Genomic DNA, 21,595 nt, shown 5'->3' on the forward strand with positions numbered 1-21,595 from the left:
CGGCGTGAACCGCCGCAGCGACAGTCGACACCGAATGCCCGCCAGGCCTCGCCGCGGCGGGCATTCCTTCTTGGCGCGACGGTGAACCGCTAAAGTCACGCCATGCTGATGAACGTACTCGCCATCTGTGCCGCGGCCTGTGTCGGCGCCCTGCTGCGCTGGGGCTTCGCCCTCTGGCTCAATCCGGGCGGGCTGCTGCCCTGGGGCACGCTGGCGGTCAACCTGATCGGCGGCTACCTGATCGGCATCGCGATCGGCGTGTTCGACGGCCTGCCCGCCATCGATCCGGTCTGGCGGCTGATGGTGATCACCGGCTTCCTGGGCACCTTCACCACCTTCTCGAGCTTCTCGGCCGAGACGGTCGGCATGCTGCTGAACGGCCGCGCGGCACTGGCCTTCGGCACCATCGCACTGCACCTGTGCGGATCGCTGTGCCTGACCTGGCTCGGCTTCAAAACGGTCCAGGCGTTTACGGGTTAATAGGCCATCAGTCAAGGGACGGCCGATAGAATCGCCGGCAATGTCCCTTGTACTCCTCGTCGCACTCCCTTTCGTTGCCAGCGTTCTTGCGGCCCTGTTGCCGGCCAACGCGCGAAATCGGGAGTCGACGCTTGCGGGTCTGGTGGCGCTGGGCTGCGCCGTGCAGGCCGGCTGGATGTTTCCGCAGCTGGCCAACGGCAATGTGATCCGCCAGGAGTTCGAGTGGCTGCCCGCCCTGGGTCTCGATCTCTCGTTCCGCATGGACGGCTTCGCCTGGCTGTTCTGCATGCTGGTGCTGGGCATCGGCGCGCTGGTGGTGCTGTACGCGCGCTACTACATGTCGGCCTCCGATCCGGTGCCGCGCTTCTTCTCCTTCTTCCTCGCCTTCATGGGCGCGATGATGGGCGTGGTGCTCTCGGGCAATCTGATCCAGATGGTGCTGTTCTGGGAACTCACCAGCCTGTTCTCCTTCCTGCTGATCGGCTACTGGCACCACCGCCGTGATGCGCGCCGCGGCGCGCGCATGGCACTCACCGTGACCGGCGCGGGCGGGCTGTGCCTGCTGGCCGGCGTGCTGGTGCTGGGCCGCATCGTCGGCAGCTACGAGCTCGACGTGGTGCTGGCCTCGGGCGACATCATCCGCGCGCATGCGCTGTACCCGACGGTGCTGGTGCTGGTGCTGCTCGGCGCCTTCACCAAGAGCGCGCAGTTTCCCTTCCACTTCTGGCTGCCGCGCGCCATGGCCGCGCCCACGCCGGTGTCGGCCTACCTGCACTCGGCCACCATGGTGAAGCTGGGCGTGTTCCTGATGGCACGCCTGTGGCCCGCGCTGTCGGGCACCGAGCAATGGTTCTGGCTGGTCGGGGGCGCCGGCGCGATCACGCTGCTGCTGGGCGGCTTCATCGCGATGTTCCAGCGCGACCTCAAGGGCCTGCTGGCCTATTCCACGATCTCGCACCTCGGCCTGATCACGCTGCTGCTGGGTCTCAACAGCCCCCTGGCCGCGGTCGCGGCGGTCTTCCACATCATGAACCACGCGACCTTCAAGGCCTCGCTGTTCATGGCCGCCGGCATCATCGACCACGAGACCGGCACGCGCGACATCCGCAAGCTCAGCGGCCTGATGCGGCTGATGCCCATCACGGGCACGCTGGCCATCATCGCCAGCGCCTCGATGGCCGGCGTGCCCCTGCTCAACGGCTTCCTCTCGAAGGAAATGTTCTTCGCCGAGACGGTGTTCATCCAGGCCACGCCCTGGATCGACTTCAGCCTGCCGGTGATCGCCACCGTGGCCGGCATCTTCAGCGTGGCCTATTCGGCGCGCTTCGTGTTCGACGTGTTCTTCGGCCCGCCCTGCGGCAACGATGTGCCCAAGACACCGCACGAGCCGCCGCACTGGATGCGCGTGCCGGTCGAACTGCTGGTGCTGATCTGCCTGGTGGTGGGTGTGGCACCGGCCTGGTCGGTCGGTCCCTTGCTGGCCGCAGCAGCGATGCCGGTGGTGGGCGGCGTGCTGCCCGAGTACAGCCTGGCGGTGTGGCACGGCTTCAACCTGCCCTTGCTGATGAGCTTCGTCGCGCTCGCGGGCGGGGCCGGGCTCTACCTGCTGCAACGCCGCGCCCGTGCACACGGACGGCTCGAACACACGCCGCTGCTGCATCGTTTCGACGGCCAGCGCATCTTCGAGAACCTGCTGGCGCGCCTGAGCGAAGCCGGCCGGCGCAGCCGCCGCCTGTTCGGCACGCGCCGCCTGCAGACGCAACTGCTGATCCTGGTGCTGGTGGCGGTCGCGGGCGCCGCGGCCTCGCTGTGGTTCACGCCCAGCGAGCGCGGCACGCGCGCGCTCACGCCCTTCTCGCCGATGTTCGCCATGACCTGGCTGATCGGCGCGGTCTGCGCGCTCGCTGCGGCCTGGCAGGCCAAATTCCACCGGCTGGCGTCCATGATGCTGGCGGCCGCCGCGGGCCTGGTTTGCTGCATCACCTACATCTGGTTCTCGGCGCCCGACCTGGCGCTCACGCAACTGGTGGTGGAGGCCATCACCACGGTGCTGATCCTGCTGGGCCTGCGCTGGCTGCCGATGCGCAGCAAGGATGCGGTGCAGCCGGCCTCGGCGCGCATCCGTCCCTGGGGTCGGCGCGGGCGCGACCTGCTGGTCGCCGCCACCGCCGGCACCGGCATGGCCGCATTGGCCTGGACCATGATGACGCGCGACTTCCCGCAGAGCATCTCGCCCTTCTTCCTCGACCGCGCACTCAGCGAAGGCGGCGGCACCAACGTCGTCAACGTGATGCTGGTGGACTTCCGCGGCTTCGACACCTTTGGCGAGATCACCGTGCTGGGCGTGGTGGCACTCACCGTCTACGCACTGTTGCGACGCTTCCGGCCCGCGCCCGAATCGATGGCCCTGCCGGCCCAGCAGCGCCAGCAGAAGGACGACGGCAGCAGCGACCTGCTCAACCCGCGCCGCGCCACCGACAGCGCCATCGGCTACCTGATGGTGCCGGCCGTGCTGGTGCGCCTGCTGCTGCCGCTGGCGGTGCTGGTCTCGATCTACTTCTTCATGCGCGGCCACAACGCGCCCGGCGGCGGCTTCGTCGCGGGCCTGGTGATGTCGGTGGCGCTGGTGCTGCAGTTCATCGTCTCGGGCACCGAGTGGGTGGAAGAGCACCTGCGCATCTACCCGCGCCGCTGGATCGCGATCGGCCTGCTGCTGGCGCTCGCCACCGGCGGCGGCGCGGTCGCGCTGGGCTACCCCTTCATGACCACCCACACCGCCCACCTGCACCTGCCGCTGCTCGGCGAGATCCACGTCCCGAGCGCGCTCTTCTTCGACATGGGCGTGTTCGCCCTGGTGCTGGGCGCCACCATGCTGATCCTCACGGCGCTGGCCCACCAGTCGGTGCGCAGCCATCGCTGGTCCGACGAGCAGCGTGAAAAGGAAAACGAGGCCGAGGCCGCGGCCGCCTCGACCGTGGTGCTGGGGGGCGCGCGCTGATGGAAGCCGTTCTCGCCATCGCCATCGGCATCCTGACGGGCTCGGGCGTCTACCTGCTGCTGCGTCCCCGCACCTTCCAGGTCATCATGGGCCTGACGCTGATCTCCTACGCGGTCAACCTGTTCATCTTCAGCATGGGCCGGCTCACCGTCGACAGCGAACCCGTGCTGATCCCCGGCTTCGAGGCCACGCTGGCCAACACCGCCGACCCGATGCCGCAGGCCCTGGTGCTGACCGCCATCGTGATCGGCTTCGCCATGACCGCGCTGTTCCTGGTCGTGATGCTGGCTTCGCGCGGCCTGAGCGGCACCGACCATGTGGACGGTGAAGAGCGCAAGGAGGCTGCGGAATGAACGAGTTCGTCCGCTTCCTCGACCGCCTGCTCGAGTTCACCATGCCGCACCTGGTGGCGGTGCCCATCCTGGTGCCCATGCTGACGGCCGCGCTGATGCTGCTGCTCGACGAGAAGCAGCGCCGGCTCAAGTCCACGCTCAGCGTGATCTCCGGCCTGATCGGCCTGCTGGCCGCGCTGGCGCTGCTGCGCTGGGTCAATGCGGCCGACACCGGCAGCGGGCCGGGCTCCATCGGCGTTTACCTGGCCGGCAACTGGCGCGCGCCCTTCGGCATTGTGCTGGTGGCCGACCGGCTGTCGACGCTGATGCTCGCGCTCACCGGCGTGGTGGCCTTTGCGGCATCGATCTATTCCACCTCGCGCTGGGACAAGGCCGGCGTGCATTTCCATCCGCTGCTGCAGTTGCAGCTGATGGGGCTCAATGGTGCCTTCCTCACCGGCGACCTGTTCAACCTGTTCGTGTTCTTCGAGGTCATGCTGGCCGCGTCCTATGGCCTGCTGCTGCACGGCTCGGGCCGGCTGCGGGTCTCGGCCGGGCTGCACTACATCGCGATCAACCTCGCGGCCTCCTCGCTGTTCCTGATCGGCGCCGCCCTGCTCTACGGCGTGACCGGCACGCTCAACATGGCCGACCTGGGCGCGCGCATCGCGCAGCTCGACGCAGGCGACCGCGGCCTGGTGCATGCGGCCGCCGCCATCCTCGCCACCGCCTTTTTCGCCAAGGCCGGCGCTTGGCCGCTCAACTTCTGGCTGGTGCCGGCCTACAGCGCGGCGGTGTCGCCGGTCAGCGCCGTGTTCGCGCTGCTGACCAAGCTGGGCATCTACACGATCCTGCGCCTGTGGACCGTGCTGTTCGCGCCCGACACCGGGATGTCGGCCCAGTTCGGCCAGGGCGTGCTGATCGCCATCGGCCTGTCGACGCTGTTCGTGGGCGCGATCGGTATCGTGGGCACGCAGCGGCTGTCGAACCTGGCCGGCTTCACCGTGCTGATCTCGGCCGGCACGCTGCTCACCGCCATCGGCCTGGGCCAGCCCGCGATCTGGGCCGGCGCGCTGTACTACATGCTGAGCTCGACGCTGGCCGTCAGCGCCTTCTTCCTGCTGATCGACATGATCGAGCGCTGGCGCAATGCCGGTGCCAGCATCGCGCCGCACGAGAGCGCGGGCAACGCGCCCTTCCTGTCGGAAGACCTGACCGCGCTCGACGACGTGAACCTCGACGACGAACAGCAGGCCCTCTACGGCCGCGCGATTCCCGCGGGCGTGGCCTTCCTCGGCCTGGGCTTCCTGGGTTGCACGTTGCTGCTCGCCGGCCTGCCGCCCCTGTCGGGCTTCGTCGGCAAGTTCGCGATGCTCAGCGGCCTGCTCGACGCGCCCGTGCTGAGCAACGCCAGCTGGGCCTTCCTCGCATTGCTGCTGGTCTCGGGCTTTCTCACGCTGGTGGCGCTGAGCCGCACCGGCATCCGCCATTTCTGGACCCAGCCGCTGAGCGCGATGCCCAGCCTGCGCGCCGTGGAGGTGCTGCCCGTGGCGGCGCTGCTCGCGGCCTGCGTCGCGCTCACCATCGAGGCCGGGCCCGTGATGCAGCACGCCAGCGCGACCGCCGAGGGCCTGTTCGCACCCACCGCCTACCGCGATGCCGTGTTCGGAGCGCAGCAGATTCCCAACCCTGCCGCCAAGGGAGCGCTGCCATGATCAAGCGCTGGATGCCCTCGCCGCCTCTGTCGCTGGCGCTCTTCGTGGTGTGGCTGCTGCTCAACCAGTCGCTGCACCTCGCCACCGTGCTGTTCGCGGCGGTGCTCGCGATCGTGGTGCCGTTGATCACCAAGGGTCTGCGCCCGGCCACGGTGCGCATGCGCAAGCCCGGCGTGGCCCTGCGCCTGACGGGTGTGGCGCTGCGCGACATGCTGCACTCGGCCCTGACCGTCGGCAGGCTGCTGCTGACCCGGCGCAACAGCGCCATGGCACCGGCCTTCGTCACAGTGCCGCTCGACGTGCGCGACCCCAACGCCCTCGCAGTGCTGTCGATGATCTGCTGCCTGACGCCCGGCACGGCCTGGGCCGAAGTGGCCTTCGACCGTTCCGCGCTGCTGATCCACGTGTTCGACCTGATCGACGAGCAGGCCTTCATCGACCTCATCAAGAACCGCTACGAGAAGCCGCTGATGGAGATCTTCGAGTCATGACCCCGATCCTGTTCTGGGCCCTCAAGGGCGCCCTCTTCCTGCTGGCAGTGGCCATGCTGTGCGCCGTGTGGCGCCTGCTGATCGGCCCTTCCGCGCAGGACCGCGTGATGGCCCTCGACTGCCTCTACATCAACGGCATGCTGATGATGCTGGTGCTGGGCATCAACTACAGCAGCAACGTCTACTTCGAGGCCGCGATGCTGATCGCGCTGTTCGGCTTCGTGAGCTCGACGGCGCTGGCCAAGTTCCTGCTGCGCGGGGAGGTGATCGAATGACGCCCGATTTCATCGTCGGCCCGCTGCCGATCTGGGCCGAGATCCTGACCGGCTTCTTCGCGGTGCTGGGCGCCGCCTTCGCGGCCGTGGGCTCCTTCGGCCTGGTGCGGCTGCCCACCTTCTTCAGCCGCATCCATGCGCCCACGCTGGGCGCGACGGCGGGCGTCTGGTGCCTGACCATCGCCACCATCGTCTACTTCTCGGTGCAGGGCTACAGCCTGTTCCTGCACGCGGTACTGATCACGCTGTTCGTCGCGCTCACCGCACCGGTCACCACCATCTTCCTGATGCGTGCCGCCTTGTTCCGCGAGCGGCAAAAGGGTGGCGACGTGCCGCCGGCCGCCGACGACTGAGCACTCCCGCACGGGCCGCGTTGCCCGTTTTATTGTTAGCGGCTGTTGCACAGTGATGGCCGATTCACCTCATTTATCGCGGGCACGATCAATAGAACAATTCATGCACTGAGCCGCGAAGCCCTCGACGGACCCACGGTTCAGACCTTCGTCCCATTTTTCTCGAGGAACCCAGCATGAACACATCCCCCGTCGCCATCGTCACCGGCGCATCCCGCGGCATCGGTGCCGCCATCGCCACCCGCCTGGCGCAGGACGGCCACGCGGTCGTCGTCAACTACGCAGGCAACGCCGCCGAAGCCGCCAAGGTGGTCGACGCCATCACCGCGGCCGGTGGCCGGGCGCTCGCGGTGCAGGCCGACGTGGCCGACCCGGCCGCGGTGCGCCGCCTGTTCGACGAAACCGTCGCGGCCTTCGGCCATGTCGACGTGCTGGTGAACAACGCCGGCATCATGCCGCCGGCCTTGCCCATGCTGGCCGACACCGACGACCGCACCTTCGACGCGCTGTTCTCGGTCAACGTCAAGGGCAGCTTCAACACCATGCGCGAAGCCGCGACCCGGCTGCGCAGCGGCGGCCACATCGTCAACTTCTCGACCAGCGTGATCGGCCTCGCGCTGCCCGGCTACGCGGTGTATGCGGCCACCAAGGGCGCGATCGAGGTGATGACCAACATCCTGGCCAAGGAGCTGCGCGGCCGGAACATCACGGTCAATGCCGTCGCCCCCGGCCCCACGGCCACCGCGCTGTTCCTCGACGGCAAGACGCCCGAACTGATCGAACGCATGTCGAAGATGGCGCCGCTGGAGCGCCTGGGCCAGCCCGAGGACATCGCCAGCACGGTCGCGATGCTGGTGGGCAAGGACGCGGGCTGGGTCAACGGCCAGACGCTGCGCGCCAACGGCGGGCTGGTCTGAACCGCGTGACGACACTGAAGGACACCGCCATGCCATCCGTCATCCTCGTCACCGGTGCCGCCACCGGCATCGGCCACCTCACGGCCCGCACGCTGGCAGCCGCCGGCCACACCGTCTACGCGAGCATGCGCGACATCGCGGGCCGCAACGCCGGGCGCGTGCGCGAACTGCGCGCGTGGAGCGCAGCCCACGGGCACAACCTGCGCGCGGTCGAACTCGACGTGCTGTCGCAGGCCTCGGCCGATGCGGCGGTGCAGACCGTCCTCGCCGACCACGGCCGGCTCGACGTCATCGTGCACAACGCGGGCCACCTGGTGGTCGGCCCGACCGAAGCCTTCACGCCCGAGGAGATCGCGCGCGTGTTCGACACCAACGTGCTGGGCACGCAGCGCGTCAACAAGGCGGTGCTGCCGGTGATGCGCGCGCAGCAGTCGGGCCTGGTGCTGTGGGTCGGCAGCACCACCACACGCGGCGGCTTCCCGCCCTTCATCGGTCCGTACGCGGCGGCCAAGGCCGCGATGGATTCGCTGGCGGTCACGCTGTCGTACGAGCTCGCGCGCTTCGGCATCGAGACCTCCATCGTGGTGCCGGGCGCCTTCACGCAGGGCACCGCGCACTTCCCCAACGCGGGCCGGCCCGCGGACGCCACGACCGTCGCCGCCTATGCGCGCTACAACGGCCTGATGGACCAGATCGGGGCGAAGCTCGGCGCGCTGATGCCGCCCGATGCCGACCCGCAGGCGGTGGCCGACGACATCGCGCGCATCGTCGGCCTGCCGACGGGCACGCGGCCCTTCCGCTCGGTCACCGACTTCCTCGACGATGGCGCCGGCGCCGTGACCGAGGTGGCGGAACGCGTGCGCGAGGAATTCGCGGCCCGCATCGGCATCGCGGACCTGCTCAAGCCCTCGCTGCCCGCGCTGGCCTGAGCCGATCGCCCGCACGGGCGGCAGACGAGAATGTGGCGCTTCGCCTTCACCTTCTCACGCCATGCCGAGTCCTGCCGCCCCCGTGTTCTCACCCCTCGCCGGCACGCGCGTGCTGAGCCTGGCCCTCAACCTGCCGGGCCCGGCCGCGCTGATGCGCTGCCATGCGATGGGCGCGCAGTGCGTGAAGTTCGAGCCGCTGGCACCGCGGGGCGGGTCGGCCGACCCGATGAGCGTCTACGCGCCCGAGGCCTATGACGCGATGCATGACGGCATCGGCTGTCTGCAGGGCGACCTCAAGACCGATGAAGGCCAGGCGCTGCTGCAGATCGAACTCGCCTGTGCGGACGTGCTGATCACCTCGTTCCGGCCGTCGGCGCTGGCCAAGCTGGGTCTGGGCTGGGATGCGCTGCATGCGCGCTACCCACGGCTGTCGATGGTGGCCATCGTCGGCGCGCCCGGCGCGCAGGCCGAAGCGCCAGGCCATGACCTCAGCTACATGGCCGAAAGCGGACTGGTCACGGGCGCCGAACTGCCGCCCACGCTGTATGCCGACATGGGCGGCTCGCTGATGGCCAGCGAAGCCGTGCTGCAGGCCCTGCTGCACCGTGCCACGCACGGCAGCGGCGTGCGCATCGAGGTGGCGCTGTCCGAGGCTGCGCATTACCTCGCGCTGCCGCGGCACTGGGGCCTGACCACGCCCGGCGGCACGGTCGGCGGTGCGCATGCGGGCTACCGCGTCTATCCCTGCCGCGACGGACGCGTGGCACTGGCCGCGCTCGAGCCGCACTTCGCGCAGCGCCTGTGTGCCGCGGCCGGGCTCGACGCCGAAGCGGCCCAGGCCATGTTCCGCTCGTCGACCCACGCGGCCATCGCCGCCTTCGTGGCCACCCAGGACTGCGCCGCGCTCGAGGCGCTCGCGCTCGCGCACGACGTGCCCCTGCATGCGATGCGCGACGCGGTCTCGGCCGACTGAGACCCGGAGACGCGCATGAAGAAGACAGGTGTGGTGCGCCGCTGGGACGCGGCGCGCGGCTTCGGCTTCATCCACAGTCCCGGCCAGGCCGACGTGTTCTTTCACATCCGCGATTTCCGCGGCACGGGCGCCCCGAGCGAAGGGATGGCCGTGGGCTTCGACGAGATCCACGTGGGCGGCAAGGGGCCGCGCGGGATGGCCGTGCATCCGGTCGCCAGCGCAGGCACGGCACGCGCTGCATCGCCGCGTCGTCCCGCGGCGCGCCGCGCCTCAGCGCCCGCCGGCGCGCCATGGGTGCTGTGGCTGCTGCCCCTCTGGATCGGATTGCTCGGCCTCGGCCTGTGGCTGCAGCGCCTGCCCTGGTGGGGCCTCGCGGCCATCGTGGCGCTCAACGCGGTGACGCTGTTCGCCTACGCCTTCGACAAGGACGCGGCGCAGAACGGCCGCTGGCGCACCCAGGAACAGACGCTGCACCTGTTCGCACTGCTGGGCGGCTGGCCCGCGGCCGGACTGGCGCAACGGATGCTGCGACACAAGTCCAGCAAGGCGGCTTTTCTGCAGGTCTACGCCGCCACCGCGGTGCTCCATTGCATCGCCCTGGGCGGCTGGCTATTCTGGGTGGCACCGCGTATCGGCCTCTGAGACACGGTGGACCCCAGGCCGGCAAGGACTGTCACAAATTTGTCATATGAAGGTTGCGACAATCCCCGTGCAGACTCGGATTTCAGCCTTGCGCATCCGGGTTGACCCGTATGCCACGGGCCCGGCCACCGCCCCTCCCAGAGGCACCCAAAGGACCATCGTGAACGCCATCAAATCAGCCCGCAAATTCATCGTCGCCAATCCGGCGAGCGAATCGGCTCGAACGCTTGCACAACTGGTGCTGGCACTCGAGTCCGACACGCATTTCAACGTCGCGGAACTCTACAAGCTGGAGCTCGAGACCTTCGAGATCGCCATCGACATCCTCAAGGAATGGCGCATCGACCGCTACTACGCCGGCAAGGCCAAGCTGTTCGACCTGTCGGTGCAGGTGAGCGGCCTGCCGGCCTGAGAGCCGACTGAGCGGCCGGCTTCCGAGGCGCTCAGCGCGCCTTGCGGAAGCCCTTGCCCGGCACGCCCGCCGGGCCACGCGCCGCACCGCCGCTGCCCGTCTCGCGCGGCGGCAGGCCGGTGTGCTGCGTGAGGATGCGGCCCTTGGAGGGCTTCACGGGCGCCAGCCGCACCGGTGCCGAGGCCTTCGCGGTCTTGACCGCCGGCACCACGGTCGAGTTCTTGCGCCGCGCACTGGTGTATCCGCCATCGGTCAGCGGCTGCCACGTGGGGATCAGGTGGTGCTTGCCATTGCCGATCAGGTCGGCGCGGCCCATGTTCTTCAAGGCCTCGCGCAGCAGCGGCCAGTTGTTGGCATCGTGGTAGCGCAGGAAGGCCTTGTGCAAGCGGCGGCGCTTGTCGCCGCGCACGATGTCCACCGTCTCGCTCTCGCGCGTGATCTTGCGCAGCGGGTTCCTGTTGGTGTGGTACATCGTCGTGGCCGTGGCCATGGGCGATGGGTAGAAGGTCTGCACCTGGTCGGCGCGGAAGCCGTTCTTCTTGAGCCAGATCGCGAGGTTCATCATGTCCTCGTCGCTGGTGCCCGGATGCGCGGCGATGAAGTATGGAATCAGGTACTGCTTCTTGCCCGCTTCGGCGCTGAACTTCTCGAACATCTGCTTGAACTTGTCATAGCTGCCGATGCCCGGCTTCATCATCTTGGTGAGCGGGCCCTGCTCGGTGTGCTCGGGCGCGATCTTGAGGTAGCCGCCCACGTGGTGCTGCACCAGTTCCTTGACGTACTCGGGCGATTGCACCGCCAGGTCGTAGCGCAGGCCGGAGCCGATCAGGATCTTCTTGATGCCCTTGAGCGCCCGCGCGCGGCGGTAGATCTTGATCAGCGGATCGTGGTTGGTGCCCAGGTTCGAGCAGATGCCCGGGTACACGCAGCTGGGCTTGCGGCACGCCGCCTCGATCTCGGGGCTCTTGCAGCCCAGGCGGTACATGTTGGCCGTGGGGCCGCCCAGGTCGGAGATGGTGCCGGTGAAGCCGCTCACGCTGTCGCGGATGGCCTCGACCTCCTTGATGATCGAATCTTCCGAGCGGCTCTGGATGATCCGGCCTTCATGCTCGGTGATCGAGCAGAAGGTGCAGCCGCCGAAGCAGCCGCGCATGATGTTCACGCTGAATCGGATCATCTCCCAGGCCGGGATCTTGGTCGCGCCGTCGTGGCTGCCGTTTTCGTCGGCATAGCGCGGATGCGGGCTGCGCGCATAGGCCAGGTCGAACACATGGTCCATCTCGGCCGTGGTCAACGGGATGGGCGGCGGGTTGATCCACACATCGCGCGCGGTCGTGCCTTCGCCATGCGCCTGCACCAGCGCGCGTGCGTTGCCGGGATTGGTCTCGAGGTGCAGCACGCGGTTGGCGTGGGCGTAGAGCACCGGGTCGCTGCGCACCTGCTCGTACGAAGGCAGGCGGATCACGCTGCGGTCGCGCGGCGGCACCTTGAGCTTGACCGAGGGGTTGGCCACGAAGGTGATCGGCTTGATCGCCGGGTTCACGTCGGCCGAGCGCGCGCGCACCGCCGCCAGGGCCTTGGCGCCGGCCGCTTCGGCCGTCGACGCCACGACCTGGGCTTCGTCTTCCTTGGCGCAGGTGGCGCCGTTGGCCTTGGCCTGGTCCGAGACCATCAGGTAGGGATTGACGTGGGCCTCGACGCGGCCGGGCTCGTCGACGCTGGTCGAGTTGATCTCGAACCAGGCCTCGGGCGTTTCGCGGCGCACGAAGGCCGTGCCGCGCACGTCGGTGATCTGCTGCACCGGCTCCTTGGCGGCCAGACGGTGCGCGATCTCGACGATGGCGCGCTCGGCGTTGCCGTACAGCAGCAGGTCGCACTTCGAGTCGACCACCACCGAGCGGCGCACCTTGTCCGACCAGTAGTCGTAGTGCGCGATGCGGCGCAGGCTGCCTTCGATGCCGCCCAGGATGATCGGCACATCGCTCCAGGCTTCCTTGCAGCGCTGCGAGTAGACGATGGCCGCGCGGTCGGGGCGCGAGCCGCCGACGTCGCCGGGCGTGTAGGCGTCGTCGCTGCGGATCTTGCGATCGGCCGTGTAGCGGTTGATCATCGAATCCATGTTGCCGGCGGTCACGCCGAAGAACAGGTTCGGCTTGCCCAGCACCTTGAACGGGTCGGCGCTCTGCCAGTCGGGCTGGGCGATGATGCCCACGCGGAAGCCCTGCGCCTCGAGCATGCGGCCGATCACCGCCATGCCGAAGCTCGGGTGGTCCACATAGGCATCGCCCGTGACCACGATGATGTCGCAGCTGTCCCAGCCGAGCGCGGCCATCTCCTCGCGCGAGGTCGGCAGGAACTTGGCCGTGCCGAAGCGGGCCGCCCAGTACTTGCGGTAGCTGGTCAGCGGCTTGGCGGCGCGCGCGAAAAAGGAGACGTCGACGGGGGCGTTCATCGGGGGAATGTTGGAGGCCGGGCCTGGCCGTGGGCCCGTGGCGGGCAACCCGCGATTGTAGGTGCTGCGCCTCTTCCTGTCGCCCCTGCGTCCCAGTGACCTGTGCAGCCCCAGGTCTTGGGTTTTGTTGACTTAGTCAACTACTTGGCGGCAAAATTCTGGCCATGCCCTTTTCTCCCGCCGTCTCGCCCGAGGCCGTCAAGGCCCTGCGCCGTTTCAACCGCTTCTTCACGCAGCGCATCGGCGTGCTCGATCCCTACCTGGGCAGCGACCTGTCGCTGACCGACGTGCGCGTGCTCTACGAACTCGCGCACCGGCAGGCGCCGGTGGCGCGCGACCTGCAGCAGGACCTGGGACTGGACGCGGGCTACCTCAGCCGCATCCTCAAGCGCTTCGAGGCCGCCGGCTGGCTCGCGCGCACGCCCGATCCGCAGGATGCCCGGCAGAGCCGGCTCGCGCTGACCGACGCCGGCCACACGATGTTCGCGCCGCTGCAGCAGGCCTCGCGCGACCACGCGGCCACCCTGCTCGCGCCCCTGGCTGCGGCGCAACAACAACAGCTGGTGGCAGCCATGGCCCGCATCGAGACGCTGATGGATGCGCGGGCGCCGGCCCCTCCGGTCGTTCTGCGCGACCCGGCGCCCGGCGACATGGGCTGGGTGATACAGCAGCACGGCGAGGTCTATGCGCGCGAGTACGGCTGGAACCAGGACTTTGAAGTGCTGGTCGCGGGCATCGCGGCCGACTTCATCCGCAAGTTCCAGCCCGGCCGCGAGAAGGGCTGGATCGCCGAACGCGAGGGCGAACGCCTGGGCGCGATCTTCCTGGTGCGCAAGTCGGCGACCGTCGCGCAGCTGCGCATGCTGATCGTCTCGCCGGCAGCGCGCGGCCTGGGCCTGGGCGCGCGCCTGAGCGACGAATGCCTGGCCTTCGCGCGCGCCGCGGGCTACAAGAAGGTGGTGCTGTGGACCAACAGCTGCCTCACGGCGGCACGCGACATCTATGCGAAGCGCGGCTTCGTTCTCAAGCAGTCGGAGCCGCATCAGAGCTATGGCGCCTCGCTCGTGGGCGAGACCTGGGAACTCAAGCTCTGACCCCTTCCCCCTCTGGGGGAAGGCGGGGATGGGGGCCTGCACCCCAACGCGCGTTTCGCCAGAACAAAGGCCGCCGAGCCCACACCCCGACCCTCCCGATGCAGCGTTACTGCATGAACCAGCCGTGGCTCACGACCAGCGACTGGCCCGTGAGCGCATTGGTCGGGAAACCCGCGAACAGCAATGCCACGCGCGCCACGTCCTCGGTGGTCGTGAACTCGCCATCCACCGTCTCCTTGAGCATCACGTTCTTGATGACTTCCTCTTCGCTGATGCCCAGCGTCTTGGCCTGCTCAGGAATCTGTTTCTCGACCAGCGGCGTGCGCACGAAGCCCGGGCAGATCACGTTGGCGCGCACGCCGTGCTTGGCGCCTTCCTTGGCGACCGTCTTGGCCAGGCCGATCAGGCCATGCTTGGCCGTCACGTAGGGCGCCTTGAGCAGCGAAGCTTCCTTGGAATGCACCGAGCCCATGTAGATCACGCTGCCGCCGCGGCCCTGCGCGTACATGTGCTTGAGGCAGGCCTTGGTGGTGAGGAAGGCGCCGTCGAGGTGGATCGCGAGCATCTTCTTCCAGTCGGCGAAGCTGAACTCCTCGACCGGATGCACGATCTGGATGCCGGCGTTGCTGATCAGGATGTCGATGCCGCCGAAGGCCTTGGCGCCCTCTTCGACCGAGGCGTTGACCTGGTCTTCGTTGGTCACGTCGACCGCCACGCCGATGGCCTGTGCGCCCGTGGCCTTGAGTTCGGCGGCCGTCGCATCGGCCGCTTCCTTGTTGAGGTCGGCAATGATGATCTTCGCGCCTTCCTGCGCGAACAGGATGGCGATTTCCTTGCCGATGCCGCTGGCCGAGCCGGTGATGTAGGCGACCTTGTCCTTGAGTTGCATGGTGAGTCCTTGAGGTTGTGAGAAAAGGGAGCGATCCGGGCTACGCCGGGATCCGTTCGGGGAACGTGGCACGCGCGCTGCCTGGCGGCGTGCTCATTTCAGGTAATCGTGTTCGACCGTGCCCAGCGCCAGCGTCATGTCCGCGACGTAGTGCACCGCCGATTCGATCTTCAGCACCGGCAGGTCGGCCACCGGCGCCAGCGCATGCGGGTGCAGTTCGAGCGAGGTCGGCCCGGTCCAGGCGCCATGCAGCGTCACGTCGACCATGTGGTAGCGCACCAGTTCGCAGATGCGCGCCGTGCCATCGACATGGGGAATGATCTTGAGCAGGAAATTGGGTTGCGCGATGCCCGCGAGGATCGGCCCCGGGTCGAGCGCGCGGTGCTTGAAGCCCATCGTGGCCTGCGCCACGCGCACCTTGCCGTAATCGAGCGTGCCCACCACCACGTCGGTCTCGTAGTCGAGCACCGGCGAGGCCAGCTTCTTCGGAAAGCCCCAGAGCTCGCGCCCGCCGGCGATGGGCGGATGGTCGTTGAGGTACATCGCATGCGTGTAGCTGCCCTGCTCCAGGCCCTTGTCGGTGCGGATCTGCACCGGGATCACCTGGCCCGACTCGGTGTAGTCGCCGAAGCCGGTGGAGTCGGGCATGCGGATGAACTCGTACTTGACCAGCGGCTCGACCACTTCGAGCGGCTCGGGCACCACGGCGCGCAGCGCCTCCATGTCGGTGCGGTAGGTGACGATCAGGAATTCCCGTCGCATGAACCGGTAGGGCCCCGGAGGAAAGGCCGGGCTGGTGAGCGGCATGGCGAAGGCCCGGCGCCGTACTTCTTCGATGTTCATGAGCAAGTCCTGCGGTTGAAGTGACTGACGCCCCCAGTCTCACGCTGCTTTCTTAGTCCAGGCTGAGGCGCGGCTTCATGCCGTCAGGCCCGGGCGCTTGATGCGCTCCGCGCCGTGCTCGCCCAGGTCGAAGGTGGTCACGCCGTTGACCGTGGCGTCGGCGCGCAGCGTCTCGGGGTGCGCCAGGGTCGTGCGCATGTCGCGCGCGCCCGAATCCCAGTGCTCCTCGACCGCCGCACGCGAGAACTCGTAGTCCTTCGACTCGAGCTCGTAGGGCTTGTCGCGGTAGATCAGGTGAAAGATGTCGATGGGCTCGTGCGTGAGCTGCGACTGCACCGCCAGCACGCTCGGGTCCTTGCGCAGGCTGGGCGGCAGCTTGGAGATCAGGTCGGCGATGGCCTGCTGCAGGTTCATGTTGGCGGCCAGCGCATCGGTGTTCATGCGCGTGCGGCTCGAGTAGGTGATGTCCTTCTGCCGCTCGGTCACGCCGGCCAGCGTGTGCGGCATCTCGCCGCGTGCGTTGAACAGGTCGACCTGCAGCACCACCAGCGGCTCGTTGCGCGGGTGCTGGTCGAGCACGTACTGCAGCGGCGTGTTCGACACGATGCCGCCGTCCCAGTAGTCCTCGCCCTCGATGGACACCGGCGCGAAGCCCGGCGGCAAGGCGCCGCTGGCCATGATGTGCTCGGGGCCGATGCGCTGCTGCGTGTTGTCGAAGTACACCGAGTTGCCGGAGCGCACGTTGACCGCGCCCACGCTGAAACGCGCCTCGCAATCGTTGATGCGGTCGAAGTCGATGAGCCGCTCGAGCGTGGCCTTGAGCGGCGCGGTGTCGTAGTAGCTCAGCAGCGGCGCGGCACCCCCCATCAGCAGGGCCGGCGAATGGCGCGGCTCGAAGAAGCCCGGGATGCCGACCAGCGCGGCCATGGTGGCGCTCCACTGGTTCTGCTGGGCCCGATCGCCGAACCATGCGGGCAGCTGCTGCGCGGGCGCGGAGGACACCAGGTGCCAGAACTCGCGCAGGCGATCGACCCGCTGGCCGGGTGCATTGCCCGCGATCAGCGCGGCATTGATGGCGCCGATCGACACGCCGGCGATCCAGTCCGGTTTCATGCGGGTCTCGCTGAGCGCGGCGTACACGCCGGCCTGGTAGGCGCCGAGCGCGCCGCCGCCCTGCAGCACCAGCGCCTTGCGCGCATTGCGCATGTCTTCACGACGGGCCTCGAAAGGATGAAGAGCGGGCGGGGCCGCGCGGGGTTTCTTCGTCGTCATGGATTCATTGGACACCAGCCCCGCGACAGCCGCCGGACAGGGGCTTTGATCGCCGGGAAAAAATCACGGTCTCGGTGGCAGCGGCGGCAGGGGCTGCAAGAATGGCGCGATGACCTCTCAGCCTCTTTCCACCCCCACCGCCCGCGAGGTGGTCGACTTCTGGCGCGATGCCGGTCCCGCCCGCTGGTTTGCCAAGAGCGACGACTTCGACGCCGCCTTCATCGCGCTCTGCGCGGACGCCCACCAGGCCGCGGCCCGCTGCGAACGCGATGCCTGGGCGAACGATGCCGAAGGCGCGCTGGCCCTGCTGATCCTGCTCGACCAGTTCCCGCGCAACGCCTGGCGCCACAACCCGCACATGCTGGCCACCGACGGGCAGGCGCTGGTGATCGCGAAGCGTGCGGTGGCGGCGGGCTTCGACCGGCAGGTCGACGCCGCACTGCGGCCCTTCTTCTATCTGCCCTTCATGCATTCCGAGCTGCCGGCCGACCAGGAGCGTTCGGTCGAGCTGAATGCGGCGCTCGATGCGAATACCCAGCGCTTCGCCAGGCTGCATCAGGACATCGTGCTGCGCTTCGGCCGCTTCCCGCACCGCAACCGCTTGCTGGGCCGCGCATCGACGGCGCAGGAGCAGGCCTTTCTCGACAGCGGCGGCTTCGCCGGCTGAGCATCGCTCAGGCGTCGTCGCGCGTGGGCGTGGCCGGCGCCGCATCGACGCCCGGCAGGTTCTTCATCGAGCCGTAGCGGCGCGCATAGACCCAGGTGAACTCGGCGCCGAGCAGGAAGATCTGCGCCGAGTAATAGACCCAGACCAGCACCACCACCAGCGAGCCCGCGGCGCCGTAGCCCGACGCCACGCTGCTCTTGCCGATGTACAGGCCGATCAGGTGCTTGCCCACAGTGAACAGCAGCGCCGTGACGCCCGCCCCCACCCACACGTCGCGCCACTCGACGTTCACGCGTGGCATGAGCTTGTAGATCATCGCGAAGATGACGGTCACCATGCCGAAGCTGAAGACGAAGTTCACGCCCTGCGCCAGCGTGGCCCAGCCGCCGAACACCGGCGACCACCACTTGCCCAGGGCCGCCAGGGCCGCACTGGCCACCAGCGACACCATCAGCAGGAAGCCGATGCCCATGATCATGCTGAAGGACAGCAGCCGCACCCGCAGCAGGCTCAGCACGCCACCGCGCTTGTCGCGCGCCGGGGCGCGCCAGATGCGGTCCATCGCGTCCTGCAGTTCGCCGAACACCGTGGTCGCGCCCACCACCAGCAGGCCGATGCCGATCACGGTGGCGATGATGCCTTCGCGCGGCTTGTTGACGGCCTCCAGCATGCCCTGCACCGCCAGCGCGCCCTGTGCGCCCATCAGCCCCGAGAGCTGCGCGAAGATCTCGCCGCGCGCCGCCTCCTGGCCGAACACCAGGCCGGCCACCGAGATCACGATCAGCAGCAGCGGCGCCACCGAAAACACCGTGTAGTAGGCCAGGGCCGCGCCCATGCTCGGGGCGTAGTCGCTCTTCCACGAGAGGAAGGCCTGCTTGGAGAGCTCGAGGAGTGCGCGCAGTTGCATGGCGTCAGTATTGCAGGCCGCCGGCCCGCGGCGTGTCGGTGCAAAGCCTGAGATGGCGCCTCGCCTGCAGCATCCCGCGCCCGCGCAGATAATCGCCGCCATGCACCCGCCCTCACCGGTCGCGGCCACGGCACCCGACCGCCCCCGACCGCACTCTCCGCGCGACCTCTTCCTGTCCTTCACCTGGCTGGCGCTGCAAGGCTTCGGCGGCGTGCTGACCATCGTGCAGCGCGAACTGGTGGAGAAGAAGCAGTGGCTCACGCCCGACGAGTTCCTCGAGGACTGGGCCGTGGCCCAGGTGCTGCCGGGCCCCAACGTGATCAACCTGGCGGTGATGATCGGCGACCGCTACTTCGGCCTGCGCGGTGCCGCCGCGGCGCTGGCGGGCATGCTGGCCGTGCCGCTGTGCGTGATCCTCACGCTCGCCGTGCTCTATGCGCACTTCGCGGGCAACCCGCAGGTCGCGGGTGCGCTGCGCGGCATGGGCGCGGTGGCCGGCGGGCTGATCGCGGCCACCGGCATCAAGCTGATCGCCCCGCTGCGCCGCAACCCGCTGGGCTTCGGCCTGTGCCTGGCCATCGTCGGCATCGTGTTCGCGGCCATCGCGCTGGCACGCATCCCGCTGGGCTGGGTGCTGATCGTCGTGGGCGGCATCGCCTGCGGCGAAACCTGGCGGCGGATCGGCAGATGACCATCGCGATGCAATGGCACGACTGGCTCGCGCTGTTCGCGCAGTACCTGATGCTGTCGATGCTCTCGATCAGCGGCGCCATCACCACGGTGCCCGACATGCACCGCTACCTGGTCGAGCAGCACCGCTGGCTCACCGATGCGCAGTTCACCTCGTCGGTCGCCATCGCGCAGGCCGCGCCCGGCCCCAACGTGCTCTTCGTCGCCCTCATGGGCTGGAACGTCGGCCTCAACGCGGCCGGCGGCATCGAGGCCGGCCTGCACGCCTGGGTGCTGGGCCTGTTCGGGCTGGCCGTGACGATGCTGGGCATCATGCTGCCCAGCACGACACTGACCTACTTCGCCACACGCTGGGGCCATCGCAACCGCGACCGGCGTGCGGTACGGGCCTTCAAGCAGGGCATGGCACCGGTGGTGGTGGGCCTGCTGATCGCCACCGGCTGGGTGCTGGCCTCGGGCAACAGCTCCGGCGCGGTACCGGCCTGGCACCTCTGGCTGCTCGCCGGTGTCGCGGCCTTGATCGTCTGGCGCACGCGCCTTCATCTGCTGTGGCTGCTGGGCGCGGGTGCGCTGCTCGGTGCCATCGGCTTCGTTTGATTCCACTCCAGGAGAAATCCCATGCAACTTCGCCCACTCGGCCGCTCCGGCCTGCAGGTTTCGCCGCTGGCCTTCGGCGGCAACGTCTTCGGCTGGACCGTGGACGAGACCCAGTCCTTCCGCCTGCTCGACGCCTGGCTCGACGCCGGCTTCAACTTCGTCGACACCGCCGACGTGTATTCGCGCTGGGTGCCGGGCCACACCGGCGGCGAGTCCGAGACGATCATCGGCAAGTGGTTCCGCCAGAGCGGCAAGCGCAACCGCGTGGTGCTCGCGACCAAGGTCGGCAAGCCGATGGGCGACGACAAGGTGGGCCTGTCGGCCGCCTACATCCGCGAGGCGGTCGACGCGTCGCTGCTGCGGCTCAAGACCGACCACATCGACCTCTACCAGTCGCACGACGACGATGCGGACACGCCGCTGGAAGAAACACTCGAGGCCTTCGCCGCGCTGATCAAGGCCGGCAAGGTGCGCGCGATCGGCGCCTCGAACTTCACGGCGCCGCGCCTGGCCGAGGCACTGGACGTGTCCGAGCGGCTCGGCCTGCCACGCTACGAGAGCCTGCAGCCGCTCTACAACCTCTACGACCGCGCGGTGTTCGAAGAGGCGCTGGAGCCGCTGTGCCTCGAGCGCGGCGTGGGCGTGATCAACTTCTACGCGCTCGCGGCCGGCTTCCTCACCGGCAAGTACCGCAGCGAGGCCGATGCGGCCAAGAGCGCGCGCGGCGCCAACACGACCAAGAAGTACCTCAACGAACGCGGCCTGCGCATCCTGGCCGCGCTCGATGGCGTGGCCAAGACGCACGGCGTCACGCCGGCGCAGGCGGCCGTCGCCTGGCAGATCGCACGCCCGGGCATCACGGCGCCGATCGCCAGCGCGACCTCGGTCGCACAGCTCGACGAGCTCACGCGCGCGGCCACCCTGAGGCTCGATGCGGCCTCGATCGCGCTGCTCGACGCGGCCAGCGAGGAAGCCGGCGCGACGGCTTCGCGGTAAGCAGGCTCCCACACGGATTGGCGACGATGGCGCCGGTCCGTGGCAGGCCGCGGCAGGCAGGCTGGCTCACCTATTAAGGAGAGAGAACCATGTCCTTCGCGCTCTACATGATCGGGTTTCTGATCTTCATGGCCGGCCTCATCTGGGGTGCCTCGGTGGCCGGCGTGCCCACGCTGTACATCGGCATCGGCGCCCTCATCGTGCTGGGGATCGGCATCTTCAGCGCGGTCGGCCGCACGCGGGGCAAGGACCCGTCCTGAGCCACCTTCGGCGCCCATGAAAAAGCCCGCCCGGTTCGCACCGGGCGGGCTTTTTCATGCGAGGTGGATCACTTGGGCGCGGAGGCGGCGTTGCGTGCGGCTTCGGTCGCGGCGTTGGCGGCATCGAGGGCCGAGGACGCCGACGGCGACGGCGTGGCGGCGGCCGGGTCGGAGGGCGCGGGGGCCATCGTGCCGGCAGGCGGCTCGCTGGGCGATGCCGGTGCGGGCGTCACGGCTGCGGGCGGTGGGGTCACGACCGCGGGCGCCGGCTCCTCTTTCTTGCCGCAGGCGCTGAGGGCCGCGGCAGCGATCACGGCGGCGAGCAGGACGGACTTGTTCATTGCTATCTCCTTTGGAACGATGGACAGGAATAAAAATTCTAGGCCTGCATCGGTGCTTCCAAATGTGAGC

The 21,595-nt window shown here is 68.7% G+C and carries 24 protein-coding genes; 18 read left to right on the plus strand and 6 right to left on the minus strand.

The genetic code is table 11. The features are described from left to right. Positions 1 to 102: 102 nt before the first annotated feature. From crcB to K0H49_RS02350, 12 genes are all read left to right on the plus strand, one after another. Positions 103 to 480 carry a fluoride efflux transporter CrcB gene (crcB, locus tag K0H49_RS02295; RefSeq protein WP_219209534.1) on the plus strand — a complete coding sequence of 126 codons (378 nt, stop codon included), beginning with the start codon at positions 103 to 105 and terminating at the stop codon, positions 478 to 480. 40 nt (positions 481 to 520) lie between these two features. After that, a complete protein-coding gene (locus K0H49_RS02300) occupies positions 521 to 3,478 on the plus strand; it encodes a monovalent cation/H+ antiporter subunit A (protein WP_219209535.1) in 2,958 nt (985 codons plus the stop codon). Next, positions 3,478 to 3,831, plus strand: a complete 354-nt coding sequence (locus K0H49_RS02305; RefSeq protein WP_183026277.1) for a Na+/H+ antiporter subunit C — start codon at positions 3,478 to 3,480, stop codon at positions 3,829 to 3,831. Before K0H49_RS02300 ends, K0H49_RS02305 begins: the two co-directional genes overlap by 1 nt. Further along, positions 3,828 to 5,525, plus strand: coding sequence for a monovalent cation/H+ antiporter subunit D (locus K0H49_RS02310; RefSeq protein ID WP_219209536.1), 1,698 nt, complete (start codon positions 3,828 to 3,830; stop codon positions 5,523 to 5,525). The genes K0H49_RS02305 and K0H49_RS02310 overlap by 4 nt, the downstream gene beginning before the upstream one ends. Next, the gene (locus tag K0H49_RS02315; protein WP_219212967.1) at positions 5,525 to 6,016 is read left to right on the plus strand and encodes a Na+/H+ antiporter subunit E; all 492 of its coding nucleotides are present in this window, start codon (positions 5,525 to 5,527) and stop codon (positions 6,014 to 6,016) included. The genes K0H49_RS02310 and K0H49_RS02315 overlap by 1 nt, the downstream gene beginning before the upstream one ends. Next, positions 6,013 to 6,291, plus strand: coding sequence for a K+/H+ antiporter subunit F (locus tag K0H49_RS02320; protein ID WP_219209537.1), 279 nt, complete (start codon positions 6,013 to 6,015; stop codon positions 6,289 to 6,291). The genes K0H49_RS02315 and K0H49_RS02320 overlap by 4 nt, the downstream gene beginning before the upstream one ends. After that, positions 6,288 to 6,644 (plus strand): monovalent cation/H(+) antiporter subunit G, encoded by a 357-nt coding sequence (mnhG, locus tag K0H49_RS02325; RefSeq protein WP_219209538.1) that lies wholly within the window; start codon positions 6,288 to 6,290, stop codon positions 6,642 to 6,644. Before K0H49_RS02320 ends, mnhG begins: the two co-directional genes overlap by 4 nt. 176 nt (positions 6,645 to 6,820) lie before the next feature. Further along, positions 6,821 to 7,561 (plus strand): SDR family oxidoreductase, encoded by a 741-nt coding sequence (locus K0H49_RS02330; protein WP_219209539.1) that lies wholly within the window; start codon positions 6,821 to 6,823, stop codon positions 7,559 to 7,561. Positions 7,562 to 7,590: 29 nt separating this feature from the next. After that, a complete protein-coding gene (locus K0H49_RS02335) occupies positions 7,591 to 8,490 on the plus strand; it encodes an SDR family oxidoreductase (protein WP_219209540.1) in 900 nt (299 codons plus the stop codon). 61 nt (positions 8,491 to 8,551) lie between these two features. After that, on the plus strand, positions 8,552 to 9,463 hold the full coding sequence (locus K0H49_RS02340; protein ID WP_219209541.1) for a CoA transferase: 912 nt from the start codon (positions 8,552 to 8,554) through the stop codon (positions 9,461 to 9,463). 15 nt (positions 9,464 to 9,478) lie between these two features. Beyond that, positions 9,479 to 10,105, plus strand: a complete 627-nt coding sequence (locus K0H49_RS02345) for a DUF1294 domain-containing protein (protein WP_219209542.1) — start codon at positions 9,479 to 9,481, stop codon at positions 10,103 to 10,105. A 160-nt stretch (positions 10,106 to 10,265) separates the two neighbouring features. Further along, positions 10,266 to 10,517 (plus strand): hypothetical protein, encoded by a 252-nt coding sequence (locus K0H49_RS02350; protein ID WP_183026271.1) that lies wholly within the window; start codon positions 10,266 to 10,268, stop codon positions 10,515 to 10,517. A gap of 31 nt (positions 10,518 to 10,548) precedes the next feature. Here K0H49_RS02350 and K0H49_RS02355 read toward each other — a convergent pair whose 3' ends face one another. After that, positions 10,549 to 12,969, minus strand: a complete 2,421-nt coding sequence (locus K0H49_RS02355; protein ID WP_219209543.1) for a YgiQ family radical SAM protein — start codon at positions 12,967 to 12,969, stop codon at positions 10,549 to 10,551. Between the two features lie 164 nt (positions 12,970 to 13,133). On the opposite strand from K0H49_RS02355, the gene K0H49_RS02360 reads away from it, so the two are divergent. Beyond that, positions 13,134 to 14,063 carry a bifunctional helix-turn-helix transcriptional regulator/GNAT family N-acetyltransferase gene (locus tag K0H49_RS02360; protein WP_219209544.1) on the plus strand — a complete coding sequence of 310 codons (930 nt, stop codon included), beginning with the start codon at positions 13,134 to 13,136 and terminating at the stop codon, positions 14,061 to 14,063. 106 nt (positions 14,064 to 14,169) lie between these two features. Here the strand turns inward: K0H49_RS02360 and K0H49_RS02365 are convergent, their stop codons facing one another. The 3 genes from K0H49_RS02365 to K0H49_RS02375 form a co-directional block, all read right to left on the minus strand. Beyond that, entirely contained in the window at positions 14,170 to 14,952 is a 783-nt protein-coding gene (locus tag K0H49_RS02365) for a 3-hydroxybutyrate dehydrogenase (RefSeq protein ID WP_116907322.1), read from the minus strand. 93 nt (positions 14,953 to 15,045) lie between these two features. Then, the gene (locus K0H49_RS02370) at positions 15,046 to 15,795 is read right to left on the minus strand and encodes an acetoacetate decarboxylase (protein ID WP_219209545.1); all 750 of its coding nucleotides are present in this window, start codon (positions 15,793 to 15,795) and stop codon (positions 15,046 to 15,048) included. Between the two features lie 75 nt (positions 15,796 to 15,870). Then, entirely contained in the window at positions 15,871 to 17,067 is a 1,197-nt protein-coding gene (locus K0H49_RS02375) for a patatin-like phospholipase family protein (protein WP_257624563.1), read from the minus strand. Positions 17,068 to 17,176: 109 nt separating this feature from the next. On the opposite strand from K0H49_RS02375, the gene K0H49_RS02380 reads away from it, so the two are divergent. After that, positions 17,177 to 17,734 carry a DUF924 family protein gene (locus K0H49_RS02380; protein ID WP_219209546.1) on the plus strand — a complete coding sequence of 186 codons (558 nt, stop codon included), beginning with the start codon at positions 17,177 to 17,179 and terminating at the stop codon, positions 17,732 to 17,734. A gap of 7 nt (positions 17,735 to 17,741) precedes the next feature. On the opposite strand, the gene K0H49_RS02385 is transcribed toward K0H49_RS02380, so the two are convergent. Beyond that, positions 17,742 to 18,641, minus strand: coding sequence for a YihY/virulence factor BrkB family protein (locus K0H49_RS02385; RefSeq protein WP_219209547.1), 900 nt, complete (start codon positions 18,639 to 18,641; stop codon positions 17,742 to 17,744). Positions 18,642 to 18,741: 100 nt separating this feature from the next. On the opposite strand from K0H49_RS02385, the gene K0H49_RS02390 reads away from it, so the two are divergent. The 4 genes from K0H49_RS02390 (at position 18,742) to K0H49_RS02405 (ending at position 21,184) form a co-directional block, all read left to right on the plus strand. After that, the gene (locus K0H49_RS02390; protein ID WP_219209548.1) at positions 18,742 to 19,332 is read left to right on the plus strand and encodes a chromate transporter; all 591 of its coding nucleotides are present in this window, start codon (positions 18,742 to 18,744) and stop codon (positions 19,330 to 19,332) included. Next, positions 19,329 to 19,928, plus strand: a complete 600-nt coding sequence (locus K0H49_RS02395; RefSeq protein WP_219209549.1) for a chromate transporter — start codon at positions 19,329 to 19,331, stop codon at positions 19,926 to 19,928. The genes K0H49_RS02390 and K0H49_RS02395 overlap by 4 nt, the downstream gene beginning before the upstream one ends. Before the next feature lie 21 nt (positions 19,929 to 19,949). Then, positions 19,950 to 20,924: an aldo/keto reductase gene (locus K0H49_RS02400; protein ID WP_219209550.1), complete on the plus strand. Its 975-nt coding sequence runs from the start codon at positions 19,950 to 19,952 to the stop codon at positions 20,922 to 20,924. A gap of 89 nt (positions 20,925 to 21,013) precedes the next feature. Then, on the plus strand, positions 21,014 to 21,184 hold the full coding sequence (locus K0H49_RS02405) for a hypothetical protein (RefSeq protein WP_219209551.1): 171 nt from the start codon (positions 21,014 to 21,016) through the stop codon (positions 21,182 to 21,184). Positions 21,185 to 21,252: 68 nt separating this feature from the next. Here the strand turns inward: K0H49_RS02405 and K0H49_RS02410 are convergent, their stop codons facing one another. Next, positions 21,253 to 21,531, minus strand: coding sequence for a hypothetical protein (locus tag K0H49_RS02410; RefSeq protein ID WP_219212971.1), 279 nt, complete (start codon positions 21,529 to 21,531; stop codon positions 21,253 to 21,255). Between the last annotated feature and the right edge of the window lie 64 nt (positions 21,532 to 21,595).

Origin of the sequence: Variovorax boronicumulans (assembly GCF_019352895.1) — a bacterium.
Lineage (GTDB): Bacteria > Pseudomonadota > Gammaproteobacteria > Burkholderiales > Burkholderiaceae_C > Variovorax > Variovorax boronicumulans_A.